We start from the raw sequence: 20,863 nt of genomic DNA on the forward strand, positions 1-20,863 counted from the left end.
GGGCGGCCACGCTGGTGCCGCGACCGCGACGGGCTGTTCGGTGAGCCGGGCCGGGGCGAGGGGAGCTACCGGGTGCTCGGCGAGTGGAAGTTCGGTGAGCCGCTTCGGCTCCCGGAGCCGTTCGGGTTCGAGGTCTCCACGGAGACCTGGAAGCCCTGGGCGGAGCAGGGCTCGAGAACGCCGCTGCCCGGTACGGGATCCGTACCGGGCAGCGGCCTTCCCGCGTCGGTCAGGCGGTGCGGGGCCGGCGGGCGACGGCGACGGCCAGGGCGACGCAGAGGACGGCGGCGAGGCCGACGAAGCCGCTGGTGGCCGGGAGCAGGCCGTAGCGCTGGACGAGGGCGCCGACGCCGACGATCGGCAGCGAGCTGCCGAGGTAGACGATGACCCAGAGGGAGCTGAGCTCGGAGCCCCGGCGTTCCGGGTTCATCGCGGCCACCGCGCCGGTGAACAGCGAGCGGAAGGCGACCCCCTGGCAGGAGCCGCCGAGGACGCTGCCGATGAACAGCAGCGCCGGTGTGCCGGTGTACTGGGCGGTGACGACCAGGCCGAGGCCGGTCGCCAGACCGGTCATGCCGAGGGCGATGACCAGCCGGTCGGCGGTCGGCGGGACGAGCAGCTGGGCCACGGCGGAGGAGCCGAGCAGCAGCGCGGCCACCACGGCGCCGGTCAGCCGGGAGTCGGTGTGCAGCAGCTTGGCGGAGAAGGCCGGGGCCAGGCTGAGGTAGACGCCGAAGACCGCGTAGGAGATGAACCCGGCGGCCGAGGCCAGCAGGAACGCCCGGCGGCCGGTGGACGGCAGGGCGAGGCGCTGCGGGCGCAGGTGCGCCGGGGTGGTGATGCGCGGCGGGGAGGCCGGCGGGCGGCTGCGGCCGGGCATCCGGGGGTGGACCAGGGCGAGCGGCACACAGAGCGCGAGCAGGGCGACGGCATGCAGCAGGAAGGGCGTCATCAGCGGGTCGGAGCCGCCGGCCAGCAGGGCGCCGACCACCGGGCCGATCGCCACGCCGCCCGCCGAACAGGCCAGGGTGAGCTTGGCCGCCAGCGTGGGGTGGTCGGGCAGCAGGTCGCCGAGGGCGGCTCCGGCGGCGCCGGTGGACAGGCCCACCGCGACGCCCTGGACGGCGCGGCCGAGGGCGAGCTGCCAGAAGCTGCCCGAGGTGGCGAAGACGACGTCCCCGGCGGCGGCCAGGGCCACGGCGGGCAGGATCAGCGCGCGCCGGCCGAGGTGGTCGGACCAGTGGCCGACCGCGGCGAGCACCGGGACCAGCGCGAACACGTACACCGTGAAGAGGATCGTGGTGTCGAGCGCGGTCAGCGAGAGCCGCTGCTGGAGCAGCGGGTAGATCGGCGTGGCCAGGTTGGCACCGATCAGCATGAGGAGGAGGGCGCCGGCGACGAGGCCGACGCGGACGCCGCGGAGCGCGTTCCATCGGCTGATCGCGGCGAGCTGGAGCTGGGCGCGCGGGGCGAGCTCCAGGGGAAGCAGGGCCTCCGACAGTCGGCGTCCGTCGAACTGCGCGGTGCGCAGGCCGGAGCCGGCAGGGGAGAGGTCCGCCATGGCAGGGGTCTCCTGTGGCCGGGCACCACCAAGGTCGGCGGGGTGTGCCGGCGCGCCCGTCCGGTGGCGCTGTGGTGGTGGCCTCGGTGCGGGGACTTCCTGGTGGAGCGGGTGAGCATGGGACCCTCCGTCCCGGAGCCGGGCGAGGAGGGTGGAGGGGCTTCGTTGCCCGGTGGCCCGCGCGGGGTGTGCACGGTGCCGATTCGAAGGATAAGGGGTGGGCGCACGGTTGCGGCGCGCGCCCCTGGAGGCCGGGCATCGGGGGTGCCCGGCCTATACGCTGAGGTAGTGGACCGGCACAGGGAGCTGATCCACTGCGGCCGGAACGGATCGGCCGGCCGCTGGCTGTAGGGAGAACGCGCGACAATGGCCGGACGACGTCGTAAGAACGCTGGGGCTTCGTCGGCGGGTGCGCCGGACGAGGGGGCGGTCGGCGCTGTGCTGCCCGCCGACCTGGAGCTGCAGGACCTCTATGGGGCGTTCGCCGCGCACGGGCTGGACGACGAAGACCTGGACGACGCCGCCGTGCTGGTGCCGCCGGTCCGGCTGCCGGCCGAGTCCGAGCTGGCCGACCAGGCGAAGGCCGTGCCGATGTTCGGGTACGCGCTGAAGCTGGCCCGCTGGACGGCCCCGCACCGGGAGGTGGACGAGTTCGGCGACCTCACCGGTCCGGACCGGGCGCCCGCCGCCCGGCTGCTCGGCCTCGCGCCCGAGCAGGGGGAGGCGCCGGAGGAGGCCGTGGTCGAGGCGATGCGGGCCTGGTCGCTGGCCTGCGACCTGGACCTCATCGAGATCGGCACCACCGCCGCCGGTGAGCACGTGGCCATTCCCGGGCCGGACCTGGAGCCGGCCGAGCGGGGGGACGCGGAGACCGTCCTGGAGCTCTGGCTGACCGCCGCCGGGATCGTCCGGGAGCTGGCCGTGGAGGCCGACTCGCTGCCGGAGGAGGAGGCCGCCGAGGAGGCGGCCGAGCGCGCCGGGGCCGCGGCGGAGCCGGAGCCGGAGTCGGAGGATGACGACGACGAGGAGCGGCTGGCGCGGGTCGAGGAGGCCCGGGAGGAGGCCGCCGAGCTGCTCGACGAGGCGCTCCAGGTGCTCTACGAGACGACCGCCTTCGCCGACCCGGGCACCGAGACCGTGCCGCTGGGCGTGCTGGCCGCGCTGCTGGTCGTCCCGGAGGGAGAGGAGCCGAGCGAGGAGCTGCTCGGCGACATCACCGATGTGATGGTCGCGCTGGACCCGATGCTGAACGACCTCGCCGAACTCGGCGTGCTGGACTACCGCCCGATCGACCCGGAACTGTTCGACGAGGAGGAGGGGCAGGAGCCCCTCGGCGGCGGGGTCGGCGACGAGCCGCTGGACGAGGAGGAGTCGGCCCGCTTCGGCCTGGTCCGGCTCACCCCGCTCGGCCAGTACGGCATCCGGCAGTGGCTGCTGGAGGACGGCTACGACGCGCCGCTGGTCGGCGAGCTGGCCCAGGGGGATGCAGCCGAGCTGCTGCGCGGGATCTGCGAGGCCGCCAACGTGCTGCCCGAGGAGGAGCTGCAGGTCTGGGTGACCGACCGGGAGCCGGTGGACGCGGCCCGCGAGCTGCTCGCGGCGTCGCGCGGCAACGACGCGTACGCCCCGATGCGCCGGATGCTCAGCCGGCTGGCGCTGGGCATGATCGGCCGGCCCGCCGAGCCCGCCGTCCGGGAGGTGCTGGACGACCCGGAGCTGGGCGGGGCCGCGCGGGCCTGGCTGGTGGATCTCGGCGCCACCGATGTGCCCGCGCCGGAGCGGGGGATGGCGCTGTGGACGGTGATCGACACCTTCGCCGCCCAGCTGCTCGACACCGGCGGCGACGCCGAACTGCTTCGCGAGCTGATCGCCGACCTGCCGGTGACCGGCAACCCGGCGAGCTACTTCGGCGAGCTCTGGCGGGTCGACCACCCCTACACGGCGGACGTGCTGGAGGCGGTCGGCGAGCTGCACCTCGACCGGACGGTGGCCAAGGAGGCCCGCAAGGCGGCCTTCAAGGCGCGTTCGAAGAGCTGAGGGCCCAGGGGGCGTGCGGGGCCGGACCGGCCGGGGCGGGGCGCCCGGCCGGTCACGGCAGGTCCAGTGAGCCCTCCGCGGTGAACGGGAAGAACGGGTTGTGGGCCAGCTCCCACAGGTGGCCGTCCGGGTCCTCGAAGTAGCCCGAGTAACCGCCCCAGCTGGTCGCGGTCGGGGGCTTGACCACCGTGGCGCCCGCCTCGACGGCCGTCCGCAGGGCGGCGTCCACGCGCTCGGTCGACTCCAGGTTCACCGCGAGGGTGACGCCCCGGAACGACGGCTCGCCGAGGGCGGGGACCCCGGCGTCGGCGGCCAGCTCGTCGGTCGGGAAGAGGCCGAGCACCGAGTCGGCGGTGCGGAACCAGACGATCTCCGGGCTGGAGACCGACGAACGGCGCCACCCGAGGTCCTCGTAGAACCGGGCGCTGCGGTCGAGATCGGTCACCCCGAGGGTGACGATGCTGATGCGGGCGGGAAAGTCCTGGGTTGCTGTCATGCCCGACAGCGTAGGAAGCGGCACTGACAAACGCGCGTCCTGACACGACGGCGCGGGTGGCGATCCGTCCGGCGGGGCAAAGGAGCTGATGACCCGGCAGGTCGGGCCACGTATCGTGTCCCGCAGGCGGTGTGCGGGCGGCGAGGACACGGGGGTGCGGCGCGGGATGACGCGGGAGAGCGGTGGCAGGCAGGACGGTCTCCGGGGGGACGGCGCGCGGTGGATGGACCCGTGCGGACGGGAGGACCGCTTCACCGACCAGGAGGAGTTCTCCCGCCGCACCCTGGCCGCGGCCGGCTTCCCGGTGTACGGCGTCGTGCGCGGCGCCGACCCGGGCGGTGACGCGCTGACCGCGTTCGAGACCTGTGACGGCCGGCTGTCCTGGGTCGAGGTCTGCTCCGGCGACTGGACCTCCGCCGACGGCCCGTACGTCACCGTGCGCACCTACCGTCCCGGGGCCGACCGGCCGGGCGCGCTGCCCGAGCTGGAGGACGTGGTCGAGGAGGAGCGCGACCGGGTCTACGAGCAACTCGGCGTCGACGAGGGCGACTGCCCCGGCCGGGTCCGGGCGCTGCGCGAGTGGATCACCGTGGACGGCGAGCCGTGCGCGGTGGAGGTCCACGAGGACCTGCGCGACCCCTGGGACCGGCCGGACGCCCCGCTGCCCGGCCTCGGCGCCACCCCCGGCGCCGGCCCGGTCTGGGCGGGCCGGTTCCGGGTGGACGGGCTGACCGTCACGGTCTGCGGGCGCGGCGTGGTGCCGGGCAGCCTCGAACTGGCCCCGATCGAGGACGTCGAGCGGCATCTGCGCGGCCGGACGGCGCTGCTGCGCGGCCTCGCCGCCCGCCGGGCCCGGTACGTCCCGGTCGAGGAGCGCGAACTCCCGCCGACGGTCGGGCTGGAGGCGCACCGGGCGGTGATCGAGCACGGCATCGCCGAGTCCGCGGCGATCGAGGCGCAGGTCCGGGCCGGGCGCACGCCGCGGCTGCCGCGCGGGCTGCGCGGCGAGACCGGCGCGCTGCGCTGGGAGGCCGCGGTCCGCCAGCAGATGCGGCTCGGCTCGGAGAGCCGGGAGGAGGCGGTCGCGGCGGTCACCGCGATGGTCAACCACCTCAACCGGCTGTCCCGGCAGACCCAGTGGGTGGTCGGCACGGTGGAGGGGGCGGCCGCGATCGAGGAGGTCATCCGCTACACGGTCTTCGCCAGCGAGGTGGCGAGCCTGCCCGCGCAGCGTGCCTGGGAGCAGCTCTGGCGGGACCGGGCGGACGGTGCCGGCGCGGCGGGCGACGGCTGGGAGGAGGAGCGGATCGGCGAGCAGCTCTGGCTCGCGGCCTGGGAGCAGTGGCGGGCGGCCCGCGCGGGGCGGTGAGGGCCGCCGACGGACCACCGCGCCGGGTGCCGCTCCGTTCCGCGGCTGTTCTCCGGCTCCGTTCTCCGGCTCCGTTCCGCGGCTGTTCGGTGGCGCTGTTCCGCGGTTCTGTTCTGCGGCGCGGCCGTGACCTGCGGTGCACGGGGCAAAGAACGGGTCATGGATTCGAATACGGTCGGCAAATGAACACCCTGACGCGGTGTCCGCTTCACCGGGCGTTCATCACACCGGCGGAGTCTGCAGGCGTCGACGAGCTACCTCGACACCTCGCACGCCACGTACCGGGCTCCGCTCCGGTCGGCGCCCCACCTCTCAGGAGTGACTCACATGTCGCTGTCCCGTCGGGACTTCGTCAACCGTTCCACCCTCGTCGGGGCCGGCGTGCTGATCGCCGGTAGCGCCGAGGCGCTGGCCAGTGCCCCGGGCGCGATCGCCGCCCCGGTCGGCGGCGAGGTGCGGGACGCCGCGACCGCCGACGCCGAGCGTGCCGCGGTCGGCTACGGCGCGCTGGTCAAGGACCCGGAGAACCTGCTCGCGCTGCCCAAGGGCTTCAGCTACAAGGTGGTGAACCGCGCGGGCGTCACCAGGCTGCGCACCGGCGAGTTCACGCCCAGCAACCACGACGGCACCTCCGCCTTCGAGGACGAGCGCGGCGGCAACCTGCTGGTCGTCAACCACGAGCTGAGCGGCGCCCGCTCCGGCTGGGCGTACCCGGTGCCGCTGACCGAGGGCCACGTCTACGACCCGGGCGCCGCCGGCGGCTGCACCATCGTGCACGCCAAGCGCAACGGCACGGTCGAGCAGTGGGTCGGCATCGCCGGCACCTCCACCAACTGCGCCGGTGGCGTGAGCCCGTGGGGCACCTGGCTGTCCGGCGAGGAGACCGAGGACAAGGCCGGCAAGAACGGCTTCACCAAGGACCACGGCTACATCTTCGAGGTCGACCCGTTCGACGACGAGTACAACCTCGACCCCAAGCCCGTGAAGGCCTTCGGCCGTTACGCGCACGAGGCCGTCGTGGTGGACCCGAAGCGCGGCCACGTCTACCTGACCGAGGACGCCTCGAACCCCAACGGGCTGCTGTTCCGCTGGACCCCGCCGGCCGGCTTCAAGCACGGCCGCTACCAGCTGCGCAAGCTCGCCGACGACGCCGGCACGCTGGAGGCCTTCAAGGTCTTCGACGCGCAGGGCAAGTTCATCGACGACCTGTCGCGCGCCACCAAGGTCGGCACCACCTACGGCGTGGACTGGGTCAAGGTCCAGGACCGCGACGCCAGGACCGTCTCCATCCGCAAGCAGTTCAAGGACGGCGAGGTCACCCGCGCCCGCAAGCTGGAGGGCATGTGGTGGGGTGACGGCGGCTTCTACTTCGTCTCCAGCTTCGCCCGCTCGGAGAGCCCGCTCCAGCACGACGGCCAGGTCTGGTTCTTCAACCCCGTCCGCCGCACCATCACCCTGAAGGTGCTGCTCGGCGTCAACACCGACGTCTGGGGCGACCACGACAACTTCGACGGCCCGGACAACATCACCGTCTCGCCGTACGGCGGCATCGTGATCGCCGAGGACGGCGAGGGCGTCTCGCACCTGTTCGGTGCCACCGAGGACGGGCTGACCTACCCGATCGCCCGCAACGAGCTCAACATCGGCTCCGCCGAGAAGCCGGAGTTCAGCGAGTTCACCGGCGTCACCTTCTCGGACGACGGCAAGACGCTGTTCGCCAACATCCAGACCCCGGGCATCCAGCTGGCCATCACCGGCCCGTGGCACCGCCTGAACGAGCACAAGCGCGGTCAGGGTTACGGCGCCTGATCAGGCTGAGGCCGGGAGGGGCCCGCTCCGGCGGGCCCCTCCCGGCTTTCCCGGTCGTGCTTTCCCGGTCGTGTTTGCCCGGTCCGGCTTTCCCGAGCCCCCGGACGCGGGCGTCACTCCTCCGGCAGGCGCAGCTGGAGCATGGCCAGCAGGCGCTGCTGCGGCTGCGCGAGGTCGACACCGGTGAGCTGCTCGGCCCGGCGCACCCGGTACCGCAGGGTGTTGGGGTGGATGTGCAGGGCGTCCGCCGCGACCCGGACCTCGCCCAGCGCGTCCAGCCAGGCCAGCACCGACTCCGCGAGCCGGGTGCCGTGCCGGCGGTCGTACGCGGTCAGGGCGGTCAGCCGCGGGTCGCGCAGGCCCGAGCGCTCCTGCAGCAGGGCCAGCATCTCGCTGACCAGGACCTCCGCCTGGACGTCGATCAGTGCGGCGACCTCCAGGTCCACCCCGCCCCGGCCCATGGCGTCCAGGATCCGGTCCGCCTGCGCCCGGGAGTCGGGTACCTGGGCCAGGCCGTCCACCGTGGAGCCGATCGCCGCCCGCAGCGGGACGCCCAGGTGGTCCCGGGCCGCCTCCACCACCTCCTGCGCCCAGTCGCGGACCGTCGTCATCGGCAGGCCGGCCGGCAGCTCGGGCAGCAGCACGTAGACCCGGGACTCGATCGGGGCGAGCAGCGCGCTGCGGTGGCGGGCGGCGGTGTGCACCGAGATCAGGCCGGTCACCTCGGCGCGGGTCAGCGCCTCGGTGGTCGGCGCGCTGTACGCCAGCACGGTGGCGGGCCGGCGCAGGTCCAGGCCCAGGTGGGTGGCGAGCGACTGCGGCCCGGTCGAGCCCTCCAGCAGGCCGGTGAGCAGGGTGCGGGTCAGCCGGACGTCCGCCGACAGCTCCCGCCGCCGCCGGACCAGCTGCGCCGCCGCCACCCGGGCCGCGCCGACCAGCGCCTGCTCGGCGAGCGGCGCCAGCGGCTGGGCGCCCTCCTGCACCCAGATCGTCCCGAGCGGCTGGGCGCCGGTCCGGATGCCGATCGCCAGGCGCCGGCGCAGGCCCAGCTCCGGGTGCGGGTCCACCGCGATGGCCGAGTCCGAGGTGCGCAGGTGCTGGAAGATGCCCCACTCGCGCAGCTTGGAGAGGTAGGGCTCGGGGCCCTGCCAGCCGAGGATGGAGAGCCGGCGCAGGTCGTCCACCTCGTCGGAGTCCGAAGAGCGGGAGTAGGCCAGCACCCGGCTGGAGGTGTCCTCGATCGAGACGATGCCATGGGTGAGCACGGCGACGGTCTGGGCGAGCGAGAAGAGGTCGCCCGCGTTGTGCTCGGGGGCGCCCGCGGCGTCCGCGGTGTCCGGGCCGGCGATGATCGCCCGGGCGAGCGAGTCCAGGTGCTCCCACCGGGTCTCCCGGCGGACCGAGAGCAGTGCCACCCCCGCCTCGGTGGCCGCCTCCCGCAGCGCGTCGGCCTGGCCGGGGCCGTCCAGCTTCACCGCGACCGCGGCGGCGCCCGCCCGGCCGGCCGCGCGCAGCGCGGGGAGCGCGGCCCGGCCCCGGGCGCCGATGGCGAGCACGAGTTCGCCGGGAGCGGCGGTGGGAGGGTCCTCCGGGTCGAGGATCGCGACGTCGCGCACCGCGACGTCCAGGCCCAGCGGGGCGGCCTGGAGCTCGACCAGCGGTTCGCCGAGGGACATCAGCAGCTGACGGAGCGGGAGGCCGGCGGGCTGCGACACCGGAGGCTCCTTCACGCTCGTGCGAACCGGGGCGGATCAGTGCGAGTGGTGCGAACGGACCGTCGAGCATCGTGCGAACGGACCATCGCGTACCGCCGATTTTAGCGGGGCGGACAGGCCTCGGGAGTGGGCGAGCGGCCCGGCCGGCGGCCGGCGGGTCCGGTGGCCCGCCCGGCGGTGGCCGTGACCGCGCCGTGACCCCTTCGTCGGGCCGGACAACGCCGTACGGGGGACTTTAGCCGCCCGGCCAATCAAGTGGAGCCCGGTGCAGGAATAGCGTTCGTCCTGTGGCCGACGTGCGACCCGCGTCGGCATCCCCCCGCATGAACCGAAGGAGAGCGTGCGCTCATGGATGCTGTGACCCAGGTCCCCGCGCCGGTGAACGAGCCGGTCCACAGCTACGCCCCCGGCAGCCCCGAACGGGCCCGCCTGGAGGCCAAGCTGAAGGAGCTGGGCGGCCAGGAGCCGGTCCAGCTGACCATGACGATCAACGGTGAGCGCCGCCTCGGCGGCGGCACCGAGATCCACGTCGTCCAGCCGCACAACCACGCGGCGAGGCTCGGAACGCTGCGCAACGCCACCCAGGCCGACGCGCAGGACGCCATCGACGCTGCCCTGGCCGCCGCTCCGGCCTGGCAGGCGCTCTCCTTCGACTCGCGCGCCGCGATCTTCCTCCGGGCCGCCGACCTGCTGGCCGGCCCCTGGCGCGAGACGCTGGCCGCGGCCACCATGCTCGGCCAGTCCAAGACCGCGCAGCAGGCCGAGATCGACACCCCCTGCGAGCTGGTCGACTTCCTGCGCTTCAACGTGCACTTCGCCCGGCAGATCCTGGCCGAGCAGCCGATCTCCTCGGACGGGGTCTGGAACCGCAGCGACCACCGCCCGCTGGAGGGCTTCGTCTACGCGATCACCCCGTTCAACTTCACCGCCATCGCCGGCAACCTGCCGACCGCGCCGGCGCTGATGGGCAACGTGGTGCTCTGGAAGCCCTCCCCGACCCAGCAGTTCTCCGCGCACCTGCTGATGCAGCTGCTGGAGGAGGCCGGGCTGCCCAAGGGCGTCATCAACATGGTGACCGGCGACGGCCTGGACGTCTCCGCCGTCGCGCTGAAGCACCCGGCGCTGGCCGGCATCCACTTCACCGGCTCCACCCCGACCTTCCAGCACCTGTGGCGCACCGTCGGCGAGAACATCTCCGGCTACCGCACCTACCCGCGGATCGTCGGCGAGACCGGCGGCAAGGACTTCCTGGTCGCCCACCCGTCCGCCGACCCGGCCGTGCTGAAGACCGCGATGACCCGCGGCGCCTTCGAGTTCCAGGGCCAGAAGTGCTCGGCGCTCTCCCGCGCCTACGTCCCGGCCTCGCTCTGGGCCGGCCTCAAGGACGCCTTCCGCGACGAGGTCGAGGGCCTCACCATGGGCGACGTCAACGACCTGTCGAACTTCATGTCGGCCGTCATCGACGACCGCGCGTTCGCCAAGAACAAGGCCGCGATCGACCGGGCCCGGGCGGACGACTCCGTCGAGGTGCTGGCCGGCGGCACGTACGACGACTCGGTGGGCTACTTCGTCCGCCCGACCGTGCTGGTCTGCGCGGACCCGGCGAGCGAGTACTTCAAGGACGAGTACTTCGGCCCGATCCTCGCCGTCCACGTCTACGAGGACGAGAAGTACGAGGAGATGCTGGCCCAGATGGAGTCGGTGTCGCCCTACGGCCTGACCGGCTCGATCATCTCCCAGGACCGCGCGGCCGCCCAGGACGCGATGCACAAGCTGCGGTTCGCGGCCGGCAACTTCTACATCAACGACAAGCCGACCGGCGCGGTCGTCGGCCAGCAGCCCTTCGGCGGCGGCCGGGCGTCCGGGACCAACGACAAGGCCGGCGCCAAGCAGAACCTGGCGCGCTGGACCTCGACCCGTTCGGTCAAGGAGACCTTCGTCCCGCCGACCGACTACCGCTACCCGCACATGGGCTGAGTGCCCCGCCGACGCCCGGTCCCGCAGCCGGGTGTCCCCGCGGGGGCGGGCGGCCCCACCCCCTGGCCGCCCGCCCCCGCCACCTCCTTCTGCCACCCTTAGAAGCACCAGCTCCAGGAGTCACGATGCTCCGTTCCGCCCTTCTCGCGGCCTCCCGCTCCCCGCAGGTCCGCACCGTCGTCGAGAAGTTCCCGCCGACCCACGCGATAGTCGAGCGGTTCGTCGCCGGCGAGGCCCTCGACGACGCCGTCACCGCCTGCGACGACCTGGTCGCCACCGGCCGCAAGGTCACCCTGGACCACCTCGGTGAGGACACCAAGGACGCCGCCCAGGCCGCCGGGACCGCCGAGGCGTACGAGCACCTGCTCGCCGCGCTCAAGGACACCGGCCTGGCGGCCGGCGCCGAGGTCTCGGTGAAGCTGTCGGCCGTCGGCCAGTTCCTGCCGGTGGACGGCGAGAAGATCGCGCTGGAGAACGCCCGCCGGATCTGCGAGGCGGCCGCCGACGCGGGCACCACGGTGACCCTCGACATGGAGGACCACACCACCACGGACTCCACCCTCGCCATCGCGCGGGAGCTGCGGGCCGACTTCCCCTGGCTGGGCGTCGTGCTCCAGGCCTACCTGCGCCGCACCGAGGCCGACTGCCGCGAGTTCTCCGGCCCCGGCTCCCGCGTGCGGCTCTGCAAGGGCGCCTACAAGGAGCCCGAGTCGGTCGCCTTCCAGGGCAAGCACGAGGTGGACCTCGCCTACGTCCGCGCGCTGAAGATCCTGATGGCCGGCGAGGGCTACCCGATGATCGCCTCGCACGACCCCAACATGATCAAGATCGCCGGCCAGCTCGCCCAGTGGAACGGCCGCGAGCGCGACTCCTTCGAGTACCAGATGCTGTTCGGCATCCGCCCCGAGGAGCAGCTGCGCCTGGCCGGCGAGGGCAACACCATGCGGGTGTACCTGCCGTACGGCGAGGAGTGGTACGGCTACTTCATGCGCCGCCTCGCCGAGCGCCCGGCCAACCTGACCTTCTTCCTGCGGGCCATGGCGACCCGCGGCTGAAGCCCCTGCTGTACGGACGGCCCGCACCCCTTGTGGAAGGGGGGTGCGGGTCGTCCGTCGTCGGGGGCGGCGGGGCGGCCTAGGATCGGGGGTGGTGAAGTGTGGTCGGTTCGCGTCGAGTTGGGCAGGTGGCTGAGGTGCTGAAGGCCTTCGCGGAGTTGTCGACGCCGTTGGTGGCGGATGCGTGTGTGCGGGTGGGGGTGGGGTTGCGGGTGGCTCCGGCGGGGGTCGGGCCGGTGGTGGCGGGGCGGCGGGTCGCGGGGCGGGTGCTACCGGTGCGGCACTACGGGAGCGTGGACGTGTTCCTGGAGGCGTTCGGCGCGGCCGAGCCCGGGGACGTGCTGGTCGTCGACAACGGCGGGCGGGTCGACGAGGCATGCGTCGGGGACCTCGCGGTGCTGGAGGCGAAGGCCGCCGGGGTGGCCGGGGTGGTGGTGTGGGGCCTGCACCGGGACACGCCGGAGCTGGTGGAGATCGGGCTGCCGCTGTTCAGCTACGGCGCGCTGCCGCTGGGCCCGTTGCGGCTCGACGAGCGGGAGCCGGAGGCGCTGGTCACCGCCCGGTTCGGGACGCACCTGGTGAGCGCCGGGGACGTGGTGTTCGGGGACGCCGACGGCGTGCTGTTCGTGCCGGCCGCCCGGGTCGACGAGGTGCTGGAGGTGGCGGGCGGGATCGCGCGGACGGAGCGCGCGCAGGCCGAGCGGATCCGCTCGGGCGACACGCTGCGCCGGCAGACCGCGTTCGACGACTACCTGGTGCGGCGGGCCGCCGATCCGTCGTACAGCTTCCGGCAGCACCTGCGGCGGGTCGGCGGCGCGATCGAGGAGTAGCGGGCGGCGGGCCGGAGTTCAGAGCGCGCGGTGCATGACGTGCAGGCCGACGTACCCGTGGACGGGGTGGCGGAAGCCCTCGGGGAGGGTGCCCAGGATCTCGAAGCCGAGCGACCGGTACAGCCCCACCGCGCGCTCGTTGCTCGCCACCACGGCGTTGAACTGCATGGCGCGGTAGCCCGCCGCACGCGCCCAGTCCAGGGTGTACTCGGTGAGCGCGCGCCCGACGCCCCGGCCGGAGTGCGCCGGGTCGACCATGTAGCTGGCGCTCGCGATGTGCGAGCCGTTGCCCTGGTGGTTGCGGTTCATCTTGGCGCTGCCGAGGACGGTGCCGTCCTCGGCGACCGCGACCACGGTGCGGCTCGGGGCGGGGAGGAGCCACCACTCACGGCCCTGCTCGAAGGTCAGGTCGAGCGGGTAGGTGAACGTCTCGCCCGCGGCGGCGATGACGTGGAAGAACGGCCAGATGGACGGCCAGTCCTCGGGGGTGGCTTCCCTGATCAACATCCGGACAGGATGGCACGCCGACCGGCCTCCGGCCAGCGGTTTTCGGGTGCCCGGGCGGCGGGCCCGGGCACCCGGGGGGTCAGAGCATCGAGGCGGCGGGCTTGACCATGGCGCGGGCGGTCTTGGCGTCCACGTACTCGCCGATCGCGGTCATCACCCACTCGCCGGAGTACTGGCGGACCAGCTTGCACATCACCACGCCGGTGTGCGGCTCGGACTGGGTGAGGTCGAAGCGGACCAGCTCCTGGTCCGAACCGGCGTCCACCAGGCGGCAGTAGGCGTTCTTGACGTCGGTGAACTTCTGGCCGGAGAAGGAGTTGACCACGAAGACCAGGCCGCAGACCTCGGGCGGCAGGCCGTCCAGGTGGACGGTGATCGACTCGTCGTCACCGCCGCCCGCGCCCGTGAGGTTGTCGCCGGAGTGGGCGACGGCGCCGTTGAAGATCCCCAGCTTCATGAACCAGGCGGTGTCCAGCTTCTCCCGCTTGGCGTCGAAGGCGATGCAGGAGGCGTCCAGGTCGATGTTGCGGCCGCGGCCGGCGGGCTCCCAGCCGAGTCCCATCCGGACGGAGGAGAGGAAGGGCTTGCCGTTCTTCTCCAGGGAGACCGAGCCGCCCTTGGTGAGGTTCACCCGGCCCTTGTCCAGGGTGATCTTGGTGAGGGCCGGCGGGCCGGCGGGCGGGGCCGGCGGCATCGGGGGAGCGCTCTGCGGCAGCGGCGGGGCGACCGGGGCGACCGGGGCCGGGGCGGGAGCCGGGGCCGGGGCCGGGGCGGTGACCGGCGGGGCGACCGGGGTGGCGATGGCGGCCGCCGGGGCGGGCTCGTCCTCCACGGTGACGCCGAAGTCGGTGGCGATGCCGGCCAGGCCGTTGGCGTAGCCCTGGCCGACCGCCCGGACCTTCCAGGCGCCGCCGCGCTGGTAGACCTCGACCACGATCAGCGCGGTCTCGCGGCCCAGCTGGGGAGCGGTGAAGGTGACCAGGACCTGGCCGGAGTCGGCGTCCCGGACCGTCGCGGTCGGCTCGATGCCGGCGAAGGTGGCGCCGGCCTCGTCGGGGCTCGCCGTGACGACGATCTTGGTGATGCCGGCCGGGACGGCGGCGGTGTCGATGGTGATCGCGTCCGGGGTCCCGCCGGAGGCCGGGCGGTGGGTGACACCGGGGCCGTGCGGGGCGTTGAAGAACACGAAGTCGGCGTCCGAGCGGACCTTTCCGGCCTCGGTCAGCAGCAGGCCGGAGACGTCCAGCGCCTTGGGTGCGGTGACCTCGACGGTCACCCGCGCGGCGGTCAGCGGGGCGTTGCCGCCTTGGGTCAGGACCGTGGACACGAACTCCTCCTCGGATGCGGTGGCACGGCGTGCGGGACCCGAGTCGGGGCGCCGTGCCGAGTGGTACCCACAGTAACGAACGGGGTTGTCGAGACGAGCCCGATCAAGGCGGTGACCTGTCGGGTTGTCGGACGGTCGGTCAGTTCGGTCCGACGGCGAACGCTCCCAGCGCGGCGACGGCCCGCGGGTGGTGGATGCCGAACGCCGAGGCGCTCCAGCTCTCGGCCGGGGCGGCCTTGCCGGGGCCGGTGGGCACGCTCTCCCCGCGCCCCGGTGCGGCCGGTGCGGGCGCGGCCCCGGGGACGCCGGTGGTGGGCGCGCCGGTGGCGGGCGCCGCGGTGCCCGGCGTCGCGGCCGGGCGGGTGTGCCGGACGCCGAAGGTGTAGCGGCCGGGCGGGACGTCGGTGCCGGGCGGGGTGGTGAAGCGGTAGACCAGGGTGCCGCGTTCGTGGTGGGTGGTGACCACGGCGCCGGCCAGGTCGGTCCAGGCGGTGCCGGAGGGAGCGGTGGCGGCGGTGGCGTCCGGTGCCGGACCGCCAGGGGCCGCCGCGTCCGGCGCGAGCCGGAGTTCGGCCTGCAGCGCGGTGAGCGGCTCGGTGACGGTCAGGGTGAGGACGTGCCGGGTGCCGTCGCGGCCGAGCGACTGGACGAGTGCGGCGCCGGTGAGCGCGTGGTCGACCGTGTCGTCGGGGTCGCCCGGGCCCGGGGCGGTACCGCCGGTCGGGTCCTTGGGGACGGTGGTCGGGTCCTGCGCGCCGGGCGCGGGGGCGAGCGGCTTGGGCGGCTCGGGCGATCGGGCCGCGAGCGGTTGGCCGGACTCCACGGGCTCGGGCCGCTGGTAGGACGGCCCGTCAGTGGGCGGCGGCGCGGTGGCGGCGGTCAGGCCGTCCTGCTGCGGGGAGGGGCCGAGGGCCTGGGACGACGGGGTGTCGGAGGCGCTCCGGCCGCCGGTCCGGCCCTCGGCGAGCGGCACGGCCGAGCCCGGGGCGGGCGAGCGGGGTGCCGGGACGCCGGAGACGGGCGGGTGCGAGGCGTGCGACTCGGACGTGGCGGGGCCGGCGGGGCGGACGGTGGGCCGCCCGGACGGCAGCGGCGCGGCCGGCGCCTGCGAGGAGTCGGGCGCGGAGGCGGCGTCGGCCCGGTCGGCGCCGGGGGTGGGCGGCGGGCTCGACCCGACCTGGGCCACTCCGGCGCGGCGTCCGACGCCCTGCTGCTCGTGGAGCAGCCAGGTGGTGGCGATGCTGATGCCGACCACGGTGGACATCGCCATCGCGGCGCCGGAGAACCGCAGGGTGGGCAGCCGGAGCCGGCCCCCGAACGGCTTGGGCCGGCCGTGCCGGCCGTGCCGCTCGCGCGGCAGGTCGCGCTCGTGCCGCGCGTCCGGCCCGATCTCCTCGCGCAGAGCCACCCGACCCTCCCTCCCCGAAGCCGTCGCTGAGTCGCCGCATTCTCCCATGCGCTGCCGACAGGCCCGAATCGCCGTCATGGGCGGACTGCCGCCGGTTCACCCGGGTTCGTCCGGGGTCGCTCGTGCGGGTCCGCCGGTGGACGCGCAGGAGCCCGCGCCGGCAGGGGGACGAGCGTACCAGCGGCTGCCCGGGCCCTGGCCAGCCCTCGTGCGGGATCGATCAACTCCGTGGACGGCCTTTCCCCGAACGGAAGTTGACGGTCCGTCTGACAAGGCCTGCGCGGCCCGGGCCGTCGGTGCGCGGATTATTGCAACCTCCTTGCAACCCTTGCCGGTCCGGGCTCCGGTGGCGCAAGGTGGGGGAATCCCACGCCGTCCCGGAGAGCCCGTCATGCCGTCCGACCCGTTGTCAGCACCCTCCAGTGCCCCTCTCGCCGCCACCCCCACGGGCGGCGATGAGGCAGGCTCCACCGCCGCTCCGGCGGCGGTGGAGGAGGTGCTGACACTGCGGATCTCGCTGGGCGAGGAAGTCGTCGGCGAGGTGCGGACGCGATTCCGGTTCGATGCCGAGCGTCCGTACGAGGTACTGCTGACGTTCCATCTGGGGCGGCCGGACGAGGCCGATTGGGTGTTCTCGCGTGATCTGCTGCGCGACGGCCTGCGCTCGCTGAGCGGCCAGGGCGACGTCAAGCTGTGGCCGGCCTACTGTCCGTGCCACGGCTCGACGTTGCACCTGGCCCTCGAATCCCCCCACGGCAGTGCCCTGTTGGAGGTCTCCAAGCCCAGGGTTCAGGCGTGGCTGGACCGGACGTACGGGCTGGTCTCCGAGGAGGCCGAGCAGGCCTACGGCCCGACCGACGCCCAGTTGTCCGCGTTGCTGGCCGGCGGCTGAGGCCGGGACGCCGGGGCGACGTCGTCGCCCGGGGCGCGCGGGGCCGGCAGCGGGGGACCGCCCGGCAGCCGGACGGCGCCCGCGGCCAGAGCCGCCCGCAACCGGCGCACGGCCGGCGCGGAGGAGACCGGCAGCAGGTCGTACGGGTCGTCCGGTCCGTCCACGGTGACCAGGACCGAATCGGCGAACCGGTACGGCCGGTGGGCCAGCAGGCCGCCCAAGTAGCGCCGCAGCCGGGAGAGTTCGGCGCGGACCGTCACCGTCCGCGCCGGGTCGCCGAAGAGCGCGTCGGCGAGCTGCGCCGCGCTGTGCCCGGAGCGCTCGGTGGCGAGCAGCAGCAGCAGTTCGGCGTGGCGCGGGCTGAGCGCGTGCGACCAGCTGCCGGCGGCGCCGCGCACCGACAGCTCGGGGCGGTCCGGCCGGCGCAGGTCGAGCCGGAGCCGGGCCCCCTCGGCCTGTTCGGCGGTCACCGCGGCGGCGCCGTCGGCCGTCCGTTCGTCTCCCAGCGGCCGGACCAGCCAGCCGTCGGCGAGCGGCTCGACGGAGCACTCGCCGATGCCGGGCAGCCAGTGCACCGCGGCCGGGCTCCAGCCCTCGGCGGGCAGCCGCAGCCGGACCGGGGGCGGCAGGCCGGCCGCGCAGGCGATCCAGCCGGCCGCGTCGACCACCAGGGCCGGGCCGTCCACCCGGGCCAGGAGCGGGGCGGCCAGGGTGCGCAGGTGGTGCAGCGACTCCAGGCGGCGGGCGCGCAGTTCGGTCTCGGCGAGCCGGGCGGCGGTGGCGGTCAGCTGCAGCAGGTACGGGCGGACGTTGCCGGCCGGGCCGCTGAGGTTGATGGCGCCGACCAGCCGGCCGGTGCCCGGGTCGTGCACGGGGGCGGCGACGCAGGTCCAGGAGTGGTGGCTGCGCAGGTAGTGCTCGGCGGAGTGGACCTGCATCGGCCGCTGGGCGCGCAGGGCGGAGGCGATGCCGTTGGTGCCGACGCTCTCCTCGATCCAGCGGGCGCCGGTGAGGAACCCGATCCGGTCGGCGCTGCGGCGCAGGCTGCGCTCGCCCTCCTGCCAGAGGATGTGGCCCTCGGCGTCGGCGATGGCGAGGATCAGCGGGACGTGGTCGGCCGGGGCGAGCAGGGTGTCACGCAGCACCGGCAGCAGGATGTCGAGGCCGCTGGCGCGGCGGCGGTGCTCGACCTCGGCCGGCCCCAGGTGGACGGTGGCGGCGCCGGCGTCCGGGTCCAGGCCGAGGCGGCGCAGCCGGGCCCAGGAGTCGCCGATCTCCGGGCGGGGCCCGGGCAGCGGGTCGGTGCCTCCCGGGCCGGCCTCCCGGGCCGGTCCGTGGGTGACGGGTTCGGCCAGGGCGCGGTCGTGCAGCCTGGCGAGCTCCGCCGGGCTCGACGGACTTCGGGGCTCTGGCCGTCGGTTCTGCCGTCCGGTCTGCCGCACTCGGTTTGCTCCTCGCCGCCGATCGAGGGCGCGTCGGGGCCGACGCGCTGACGAAAGCGTACGGGGGCCGCCCGGTCCTGGGGACGGGGTCGGCCAACTAGGGCCGGTCACCGGTATCAGAGTGGACATGCCAACAAGTTATGAGTGCCGCGCGGCCGAAAATCGACCACCGGGGCGGTGCGGTCCGGGGGAGTGGGGCAGGGCGCGGGCCCGGACGCGGAGGGCTCGGAGGTGGGGCGCGGAGGTGGTGCGCGAGGGCGTGCGGGCGGCGGGTCTCCCGGGCAGCCTCGGTGCGCGCTCGGCGCATGGAGGCGCGCGGGGGGCGCATGTCCACATGCGGGGCGGCGGGGCGGCGGGGCGGCCGGACGGCGAGGAAGGGCAGCGGCAGCGGCACCCAGACGGTCAGGATCACGGGGTGACCGGCCCGGTGGCGCCCCTCGGGCCCGCGCTCCCGTCCGGGGGCCCGTCCCCGCCGGTGTCGGCCCCGGCGCCGGTACCGTCGCCGCCGCCGAGGAGCTCGCGCAGCAGCCGCTCGTCCTCGCCGGAGAGGTCGGAGACGAAGCGGGCCAGCACGGTGGACCGGTCCGCCTCCCGCCCCAGCTCGGTGTGCATCCGGCGGGCGGCGAGCCCGGCCCGGTCCTGGACGGTCGGGGTGTACGCGTAGGCGCGCCCCGCCCGGGTGCGTTCCACGGTGCCCTTGTCGTGCAGCCGGGCCAGGATCGTGGCGACGGTGGTCCGCGCGAGGCCGCGGCCGAGGGCCGCCTGGACGTCCTGCGGCGTCAGCGGCTCGCGGGCGGCCCAGAGGGCGGCCAGCACCTCGGCCTCCAGCTCCCCGGCGGGCCGACGGGCCGGCGGTACGTCGGACATGGCGGCGGTTCCTCCCCGATTCGTCTACAGTCATGTAGACCGTCTACGGCACTGTAGACGATCGAGGGCGGCCGCGCCGCCCTCCCGTACGGGAGGTCCGCCGGCCTTGTTCCAGTCGTCCGCCACTCCGGCCGTTCACGCCCTCGCGGTGAACCCGCTGGACGCCTCGTCGCTGCTCGCCGCCTTCGGGGCGCTCGGGATCGCCGTCGTGCTCTTCGCCGAGACCGGGCTGCTCGTCGGGTTCTTCCTGCCCGGCGACTCGCTGCTGTTCACCGCCGGTCTGCTCTGCGCCCCCGGCGGCGCCGACGGCCCGCGGCTGGAGCTCTCCCAGGTCCTGCCGGCCGCCCTGGCCGGTGCGCTGATCGGCGCCCAGGTCGGCTTCCTGATCGGCCGGCGCGGTGGCCGCGCGCTGCTGCGGCGGACCGAGCGGAAGAGCCTGCGGCACGGGGCCGAGCGGGCCGAGGAACTGCTCGTCAGGTACGGGTACGGCAAGGCGATCGTGCTCGGCCGCTTCATCCCGGTGGTCCGGACGGTGCTCAACCCGCTCTGCGGCGTGCTGGAGGTGCCGGTGCGCACGTTCACCCTCTGGCAGGTGGTGGGCGGCGTGGTCTGGACCGTCGGCGTGGTGCTGGCCGGGTACGCGCTCGGCTCCTCGGTGCCTGATATCGACCGTTACCTCCTCCCCATCATCGGTCTGGTAGTAGTTGTCTCCGTGATCCCGATCGTTCTGGAAATGTTCCGCGCCCGGAGGGCCCGGCGCCGTGGCGGTGACACCCGGTGACGCCCTCCCGTGCGCTGGCCGTCTACGACGGCAGCGGCATCGACGGCGGCCTCTACAGCCGGGTGATCGGGTGGGCGGACGCCGCGCCCGCCTGGCTGGACCAGGTGATCCGGATCTGGTCCGCGCTGGGGCTGGGGCTGTTCGCCGTCGTCATGCTCCGGGCGTGGTGGCGGGCCCGCGATGCCGGCCCGGCGGTGATGGCGCGGGTGCTGGCCTCGCCGCTGATCGTGGTGGTCGCCTTCGTCCTCAACTCCGGGTTCAAGAGCGTGATCGAGGAGGTGCGTCCGTGCACCCAGCTGGGTGTGTCCGGCACGCTGGAGACCTGTCCCGGCGCCGGTGACTGGTCCTTCCCGAGCAACCACACCGTGATCGCCTTCGCCGCCGCGACCGCGCTCTGGTTCGCGGACCGGCGGCTGGGCGCGTTCGCGGTGGCCGCCGCCGCACTGATGGGTGCCTCCCGGGTCTGGGTCGGCGTCCACTACCCGCACGACGTACTGGTCGGTGCGCTGGTCGGCGTTCTGACGGCGGCCGCGCTCGCGCTGGCCGCCGGCCGGGCCGCACCGCTGGTCGACCGGGCCCGCCGGGGCGCGCTGCGGCCGCTGCTGGGCGCGGGCGACGTCGCGCCGGCGTCCGGCAGCGGGCCGTCACCGGCGACCCAGCGGCGCCGGGTTCCGTGACCTGCCCGGCCCTTGTGCGGCCGGGGTGGCGGGGAGAGCAGGCGAGCCGGGCGCGGGCCCTTCGGACGGGCACCCGCCTGCGGGCGACCGTGGTGCGCTGACCCGGCCTCCCG

At 74.7% G+C, this 20,863-nt stretch carries 17 protein-coding genes; 9 read left to right on the forward strand and 8 right to left on the reverse strand.

Going from position 1 to position 20,863, the window contains the following annotated elements:
• Positions 1-229 precede the first annotated feature (229 nt).
• Positions 230-1,561, reverse strand: a complete 1,332-nt coding sequence (locus ACIF6L_RS22480) for an MFS transporter (RefSeq protein ID WP_352288165.1) — start codon at positions 1,559-1,561, stop codon at positions 230-232.
• 366 nt (positions 1,562-1,927) lie between these two features.
• Between ACIF6L_RS22480 and ACIF6L_RS22485 the strand changes: the two genes are divergently transcribed.
• Entirely contained in the window at positions 1,928-3,598 is a 1,671-nt protein-coding gene (locus ACIF6L_RS22485; protein ID WP_396489989.1) for a hypothetical protein, read from the forward strand.
• A gap of 52 nt (positions 3,599-3,650) precedes the next feature.
• On the opposite strand, the gene ACIF6L_RS22490 is transcribed toward ACIF6L_RS22485, so the two are convergent.
• Positions 3,651-4,094 (reverse strand): VOC family protein, encoded by a 444-nt coding sequence (locus ACIF6L_RS22490; RefSeq protein WP_329490036.1) that lies wholly within the window; start codon positions 4,092-4,094, stop codon positions 3,651-3,653.
• Between the two features lie 223 nt (positions 4,095-4,317).
• Here ACIF6L_RS22490 and ACIF6L_RS22495 point away from each other — a divergent pair, with 223 nt between their 5' ends.
• Both ACIF6L_RS22495 and ACIF6L_RS22500 read left to right on the forward strand, forming a co-directional pair.
• Entirely contained in the window at positions 4,318-5,463 is a 1,146-nt protein-coding gene (locus ACIF6L_RS22495) for a hypothetical protein (protein ID WP_396489991.1), read from the forward strand.
• 327 nt (positions 5,464-5,790) lie between these two features.
• Positions 5,791-7,272: an alkaline phosphatase PhoX gene (locus tag ACIF6L_RS22500; RefSeq protein ID WP_396489993.1), complete on the forward strand. Its 1,482-nt coding sequence runs from the start codon at positions 5,791-5,793 to the stop codon at positions 7,270-7,272.
• Positions 7,273-7,385: 113 nt separating this feature from the next.
• On the opposite strand, the gene ACIF6L_RS22505 is transcribed toward ACIF6L_RS22500, so the two are convergent.
• Positions 7,386-8,987, reverse strand: a complete 1,602-nt coding sequence (locus ACIF6L_RS22505) for a PucR family transcriptional regulator (protein WP_380386645.1) — start codon at positions 8,985-8,987, stop codon at positions 7,386-7,388.
• Between the two features lie 348 nt (positions 8,988-9,335).
• Between ACIF6L_RS22505 and pruA the strand changes: the two genes are divergently transcribed.
• The 3 genes from pruA (at position 9,336) to ACIF6L_RS22520 (ending at position 12,849) form a co-directional block, all read left to right on the forward strand.
• On the forward strand, positions 9,336-10,964 hold the full coding sequence (gene pruA, locus ACIF6L_RS22510) for an L-glutamate gamma-semialdehyde dehydrogenase (protein WP_359804415.1): 1,629 nt from the start codon (positions 9,336-9,338) through the stop codon (positions 10,962-10,964).
• A 125-nt stretch (positions 10,965-11,089) separates the two neighbouring features.
• A complete protein-coding gene (locus tag ACIF6L_RS22515) occupies positions 11,090-12,019 on the forward strand; it encodes a proline dehydrogenase family protein (RefSeq protein ID WP_352288180.1) in 930 nt (309 codons plus the stop codon).
• Between the two features lie 137 nt (positions 12,020-12,156).
• Positions 12,157-12,849 carry an RraA family protein gene (locus ACIF6L_RS22520; RefSeq protein ID WP_352288374.1) on the forward strand — a complete coding sequence of 231 codons (693 nt, stop codon included), beginning with the start codon at positions 12,157-12,159 and terminating at the stop codon, positions 12,847-12,849.
• A gap of 18 nt (positions 12,850-12,867) precedes the next feature.
• On the opposite strand, the gene ACIF6L_RS22525 is transcribed toward ACIF6L_RS22520, so the two are convergent.
• The 3 genes from ACIF6L_RS22525 to ACIF6L_RS22535 form a co-directional block, all read right to left on the reverse strand.
• A complete protein-coding gene (locus tag ACIF6L_RS22525) occupies positions 12,868-13,356 on the reverse strand; it encodes a GNAT family N-acetyltransferase (RefSeq protein ID WP_359834510.1) in 489 nt (162 codons plus the stop codon).
• Positions 13,357-13,435: 79 nt separating this feature from the next.
• Positions 13,436-14,671 carry a TerD family protein gene (locus ACIF6L_RS22530; RefSeq protein WP_396490097.1) on the reverse strand — a complete coding sequence of 412 codons (1,236 nt, stop codon included), beginning with the start codon at positions 14,669-14,671 and terminating at the stop codon, positions 13,436-13,438.
• A 151-nt stretch (positions 14,672-14,822) separates the two neighbouring features.
• Positions 14,823-16,091 carry a hypothetical protein gene (locus ACIF6L_RS22535; RefSeq protein WP_396489995.1) on the reverse strand — a complete coding sequence of 423 codons (1,269 nt, stop codon included), beginning with the start codon at positions 16,089-16,091 and terminating at the stop codon, positions 14,823-14,825.
• A 391-nt stretch (positions 16,092-16,482) separates the two neighbouring features.
• Between ACIF6L_RS22535 and ACIF6L_RS22540 the strand changes: the two genes are divergently transcribed.
• Complete coding sequence (locus ACIF6L_RS22540; RefSeq protein ID WP_396489997.1) at positions 16,483-16,983, forward strand: SsgA family sporulation/cell division regulator; 501 nt, start codon at positions 16,483-16,485, stop codon at positions 16,981-16,983.
• Here ACIF6L_RS22540 and ACIF6L_RS22545 read toward each other — a convergent pair.
• Positions 16,935-18,425 carry a GAF domain-containing protein gene (locus tag ACIF6L_RS22545; protein ID WP_396489999.1) on the reverse strand — a complete coding sequence of 497 codons (1,491 nt, stop codon included), beginning with the start codon at positions 18,423-18,425 and terminating at the stop codon, positions 16,935-16,937. The two genes, ACIF6L_RS22540 and ACIF6L_RS22545, sit on opposite strands and share 49 nt — an antisense overlap.
• Before the next feature lie 408 nt (positions 18,426-18,833).
• The gene (locus ACIF6L_RS22550) at positions 18,834-19,292 is read right to left on the reverse strand and encodes a BlaI/MecI/CopY family transcriptional regulator (RefSeq protein WP_396490001.1); all 459 of its coding nucleotides are present in this window, start codon (positions 19,290-19,292) and stop codon (positions 18,834-18,836) included.
• A gap of 106 nt (positions 19,293-19,398) precedes the next feature.
• Between ACIF6L_RS22550 and ACIF6L_RS22555 the strand changes: the two genes are divergently transcribed.
• Positions 19,399-20,073 carry a DedA family protein gene (locus ACIF6L_RS22555; RefSeq protein WP_396490003.1) on the forward strand — a complete coding sequence of 225 codons (675 nt, stop codon included), beginning with the start codon at positions 19,399-19,401 and terminating at the stop codon, positions 20,071-20,073.
• On the forward strand, positions 20,070-20,750 hold the full coding sequence (locus ACIF6L_RS22560) for a phosphatase PAP2 family protein (RefSeq protein ID WP_396490005.1): 681 nt from the start codon (positions 20,070-20,072) through the stop codon (positions 20,748-20,750). The genes ACIF6L_RS22555 and ACIF6L_RS22560 overlap by 4 nt, the downstream gene beginning before the upstream one ends.
• Positions 20,751-20,863 lie beyond the last annotated feature (113 nt).

It is taken from the genome of Kitasatospora sp. NPDC086009 (assembly GCF_044540385.1).
Taxonomy (GTDB): domain Bacteria; phylum Actinomycetota; class Actinomycetes; order Streptomycetales; family Streptomycetaceae; genus Kitasatospora.

What these genes read in the sequence shown, in the direction of transcription:
- pruA (WP_359804415.1), top strand. Translation starts at nt 9,336, where the DNA reads ATGGATGCTGTGACCCAGGTCCCCGCGCCGGTGAACGAGCCGGTCCAC.
- ACIF6L_RS22500 (WP_396489993.1), top strand. Translation starts at nt 5,791, where the DNA reads ATGTCGCTGTCCCGTCGGGACTTCGTCAACCGTTCCACCCTCGTCGGG.
- ACIF6L_RS22490 (WP_329490036.1), bottom strand. Translation starts at nt 4,094, where the DNA reads ATGACAGCAACCCAGGACTTTCCCGCCCGCATCAGCATCGTCACCCTC.
- ACIF6L_RS22495 (WP_396489991.1), top strand. Translation starts at nt 4,318, where the DNA reads ATGGACCCGTGCGGACGGGAGGACCGCTTCACCGACCAGGAGGAGTTC.
- ACIF6L_RS22515 (WP_352288180.1), top strand. Translation starts at nt 11,090, where the DNA reads ATGCTCCGTTCCGCCCTTCTCGCGGCCTCCCGCTCCCCGCAGGTCCGC.
- ACIF6L_RS22480 (WP_352288165.1), bottom strand. Translation starts at nt 1,561, where the DNA reads ATGGCGGACCTCTCCCCTGCCGGCTCCGGCCTGCGCACCGCGCAGTTC.
- ACIF6L_RS22485 (WP_396489989.1), top strand. Translation starts at nt 1,928, where the DNA reads ATGGCCGGACGACGTCGTAAGAACGCTGGGGCTTCGTCGGCGGGTGCG.
- ACIF6L_RS22525 (WP_359834510.1), bottom strand. Translation starts at nt 13,356, where the DNA reads ATGTTGATCAGGGAAGCCACCCCCGAGGACTGGCCGTCCATCTGGCCG.
- ACIF6L_RS22550 (WP_396490001.1), bottom strand. Translation starts at nt 19,292, where the DNA reads ATGTCCGACGTACCGCCGGCCCGTCGGCCCGCCGGGGAGCTGGAGGCC.
- ACIF6L_RS22540 (WP_396489997.1), top strand. Translation starts at nt 16,483, where the DNA reads ATGCCGTCCGACCCGTTGTCAGCACCCTCCAGTGCCCCTCTCGCCGCC.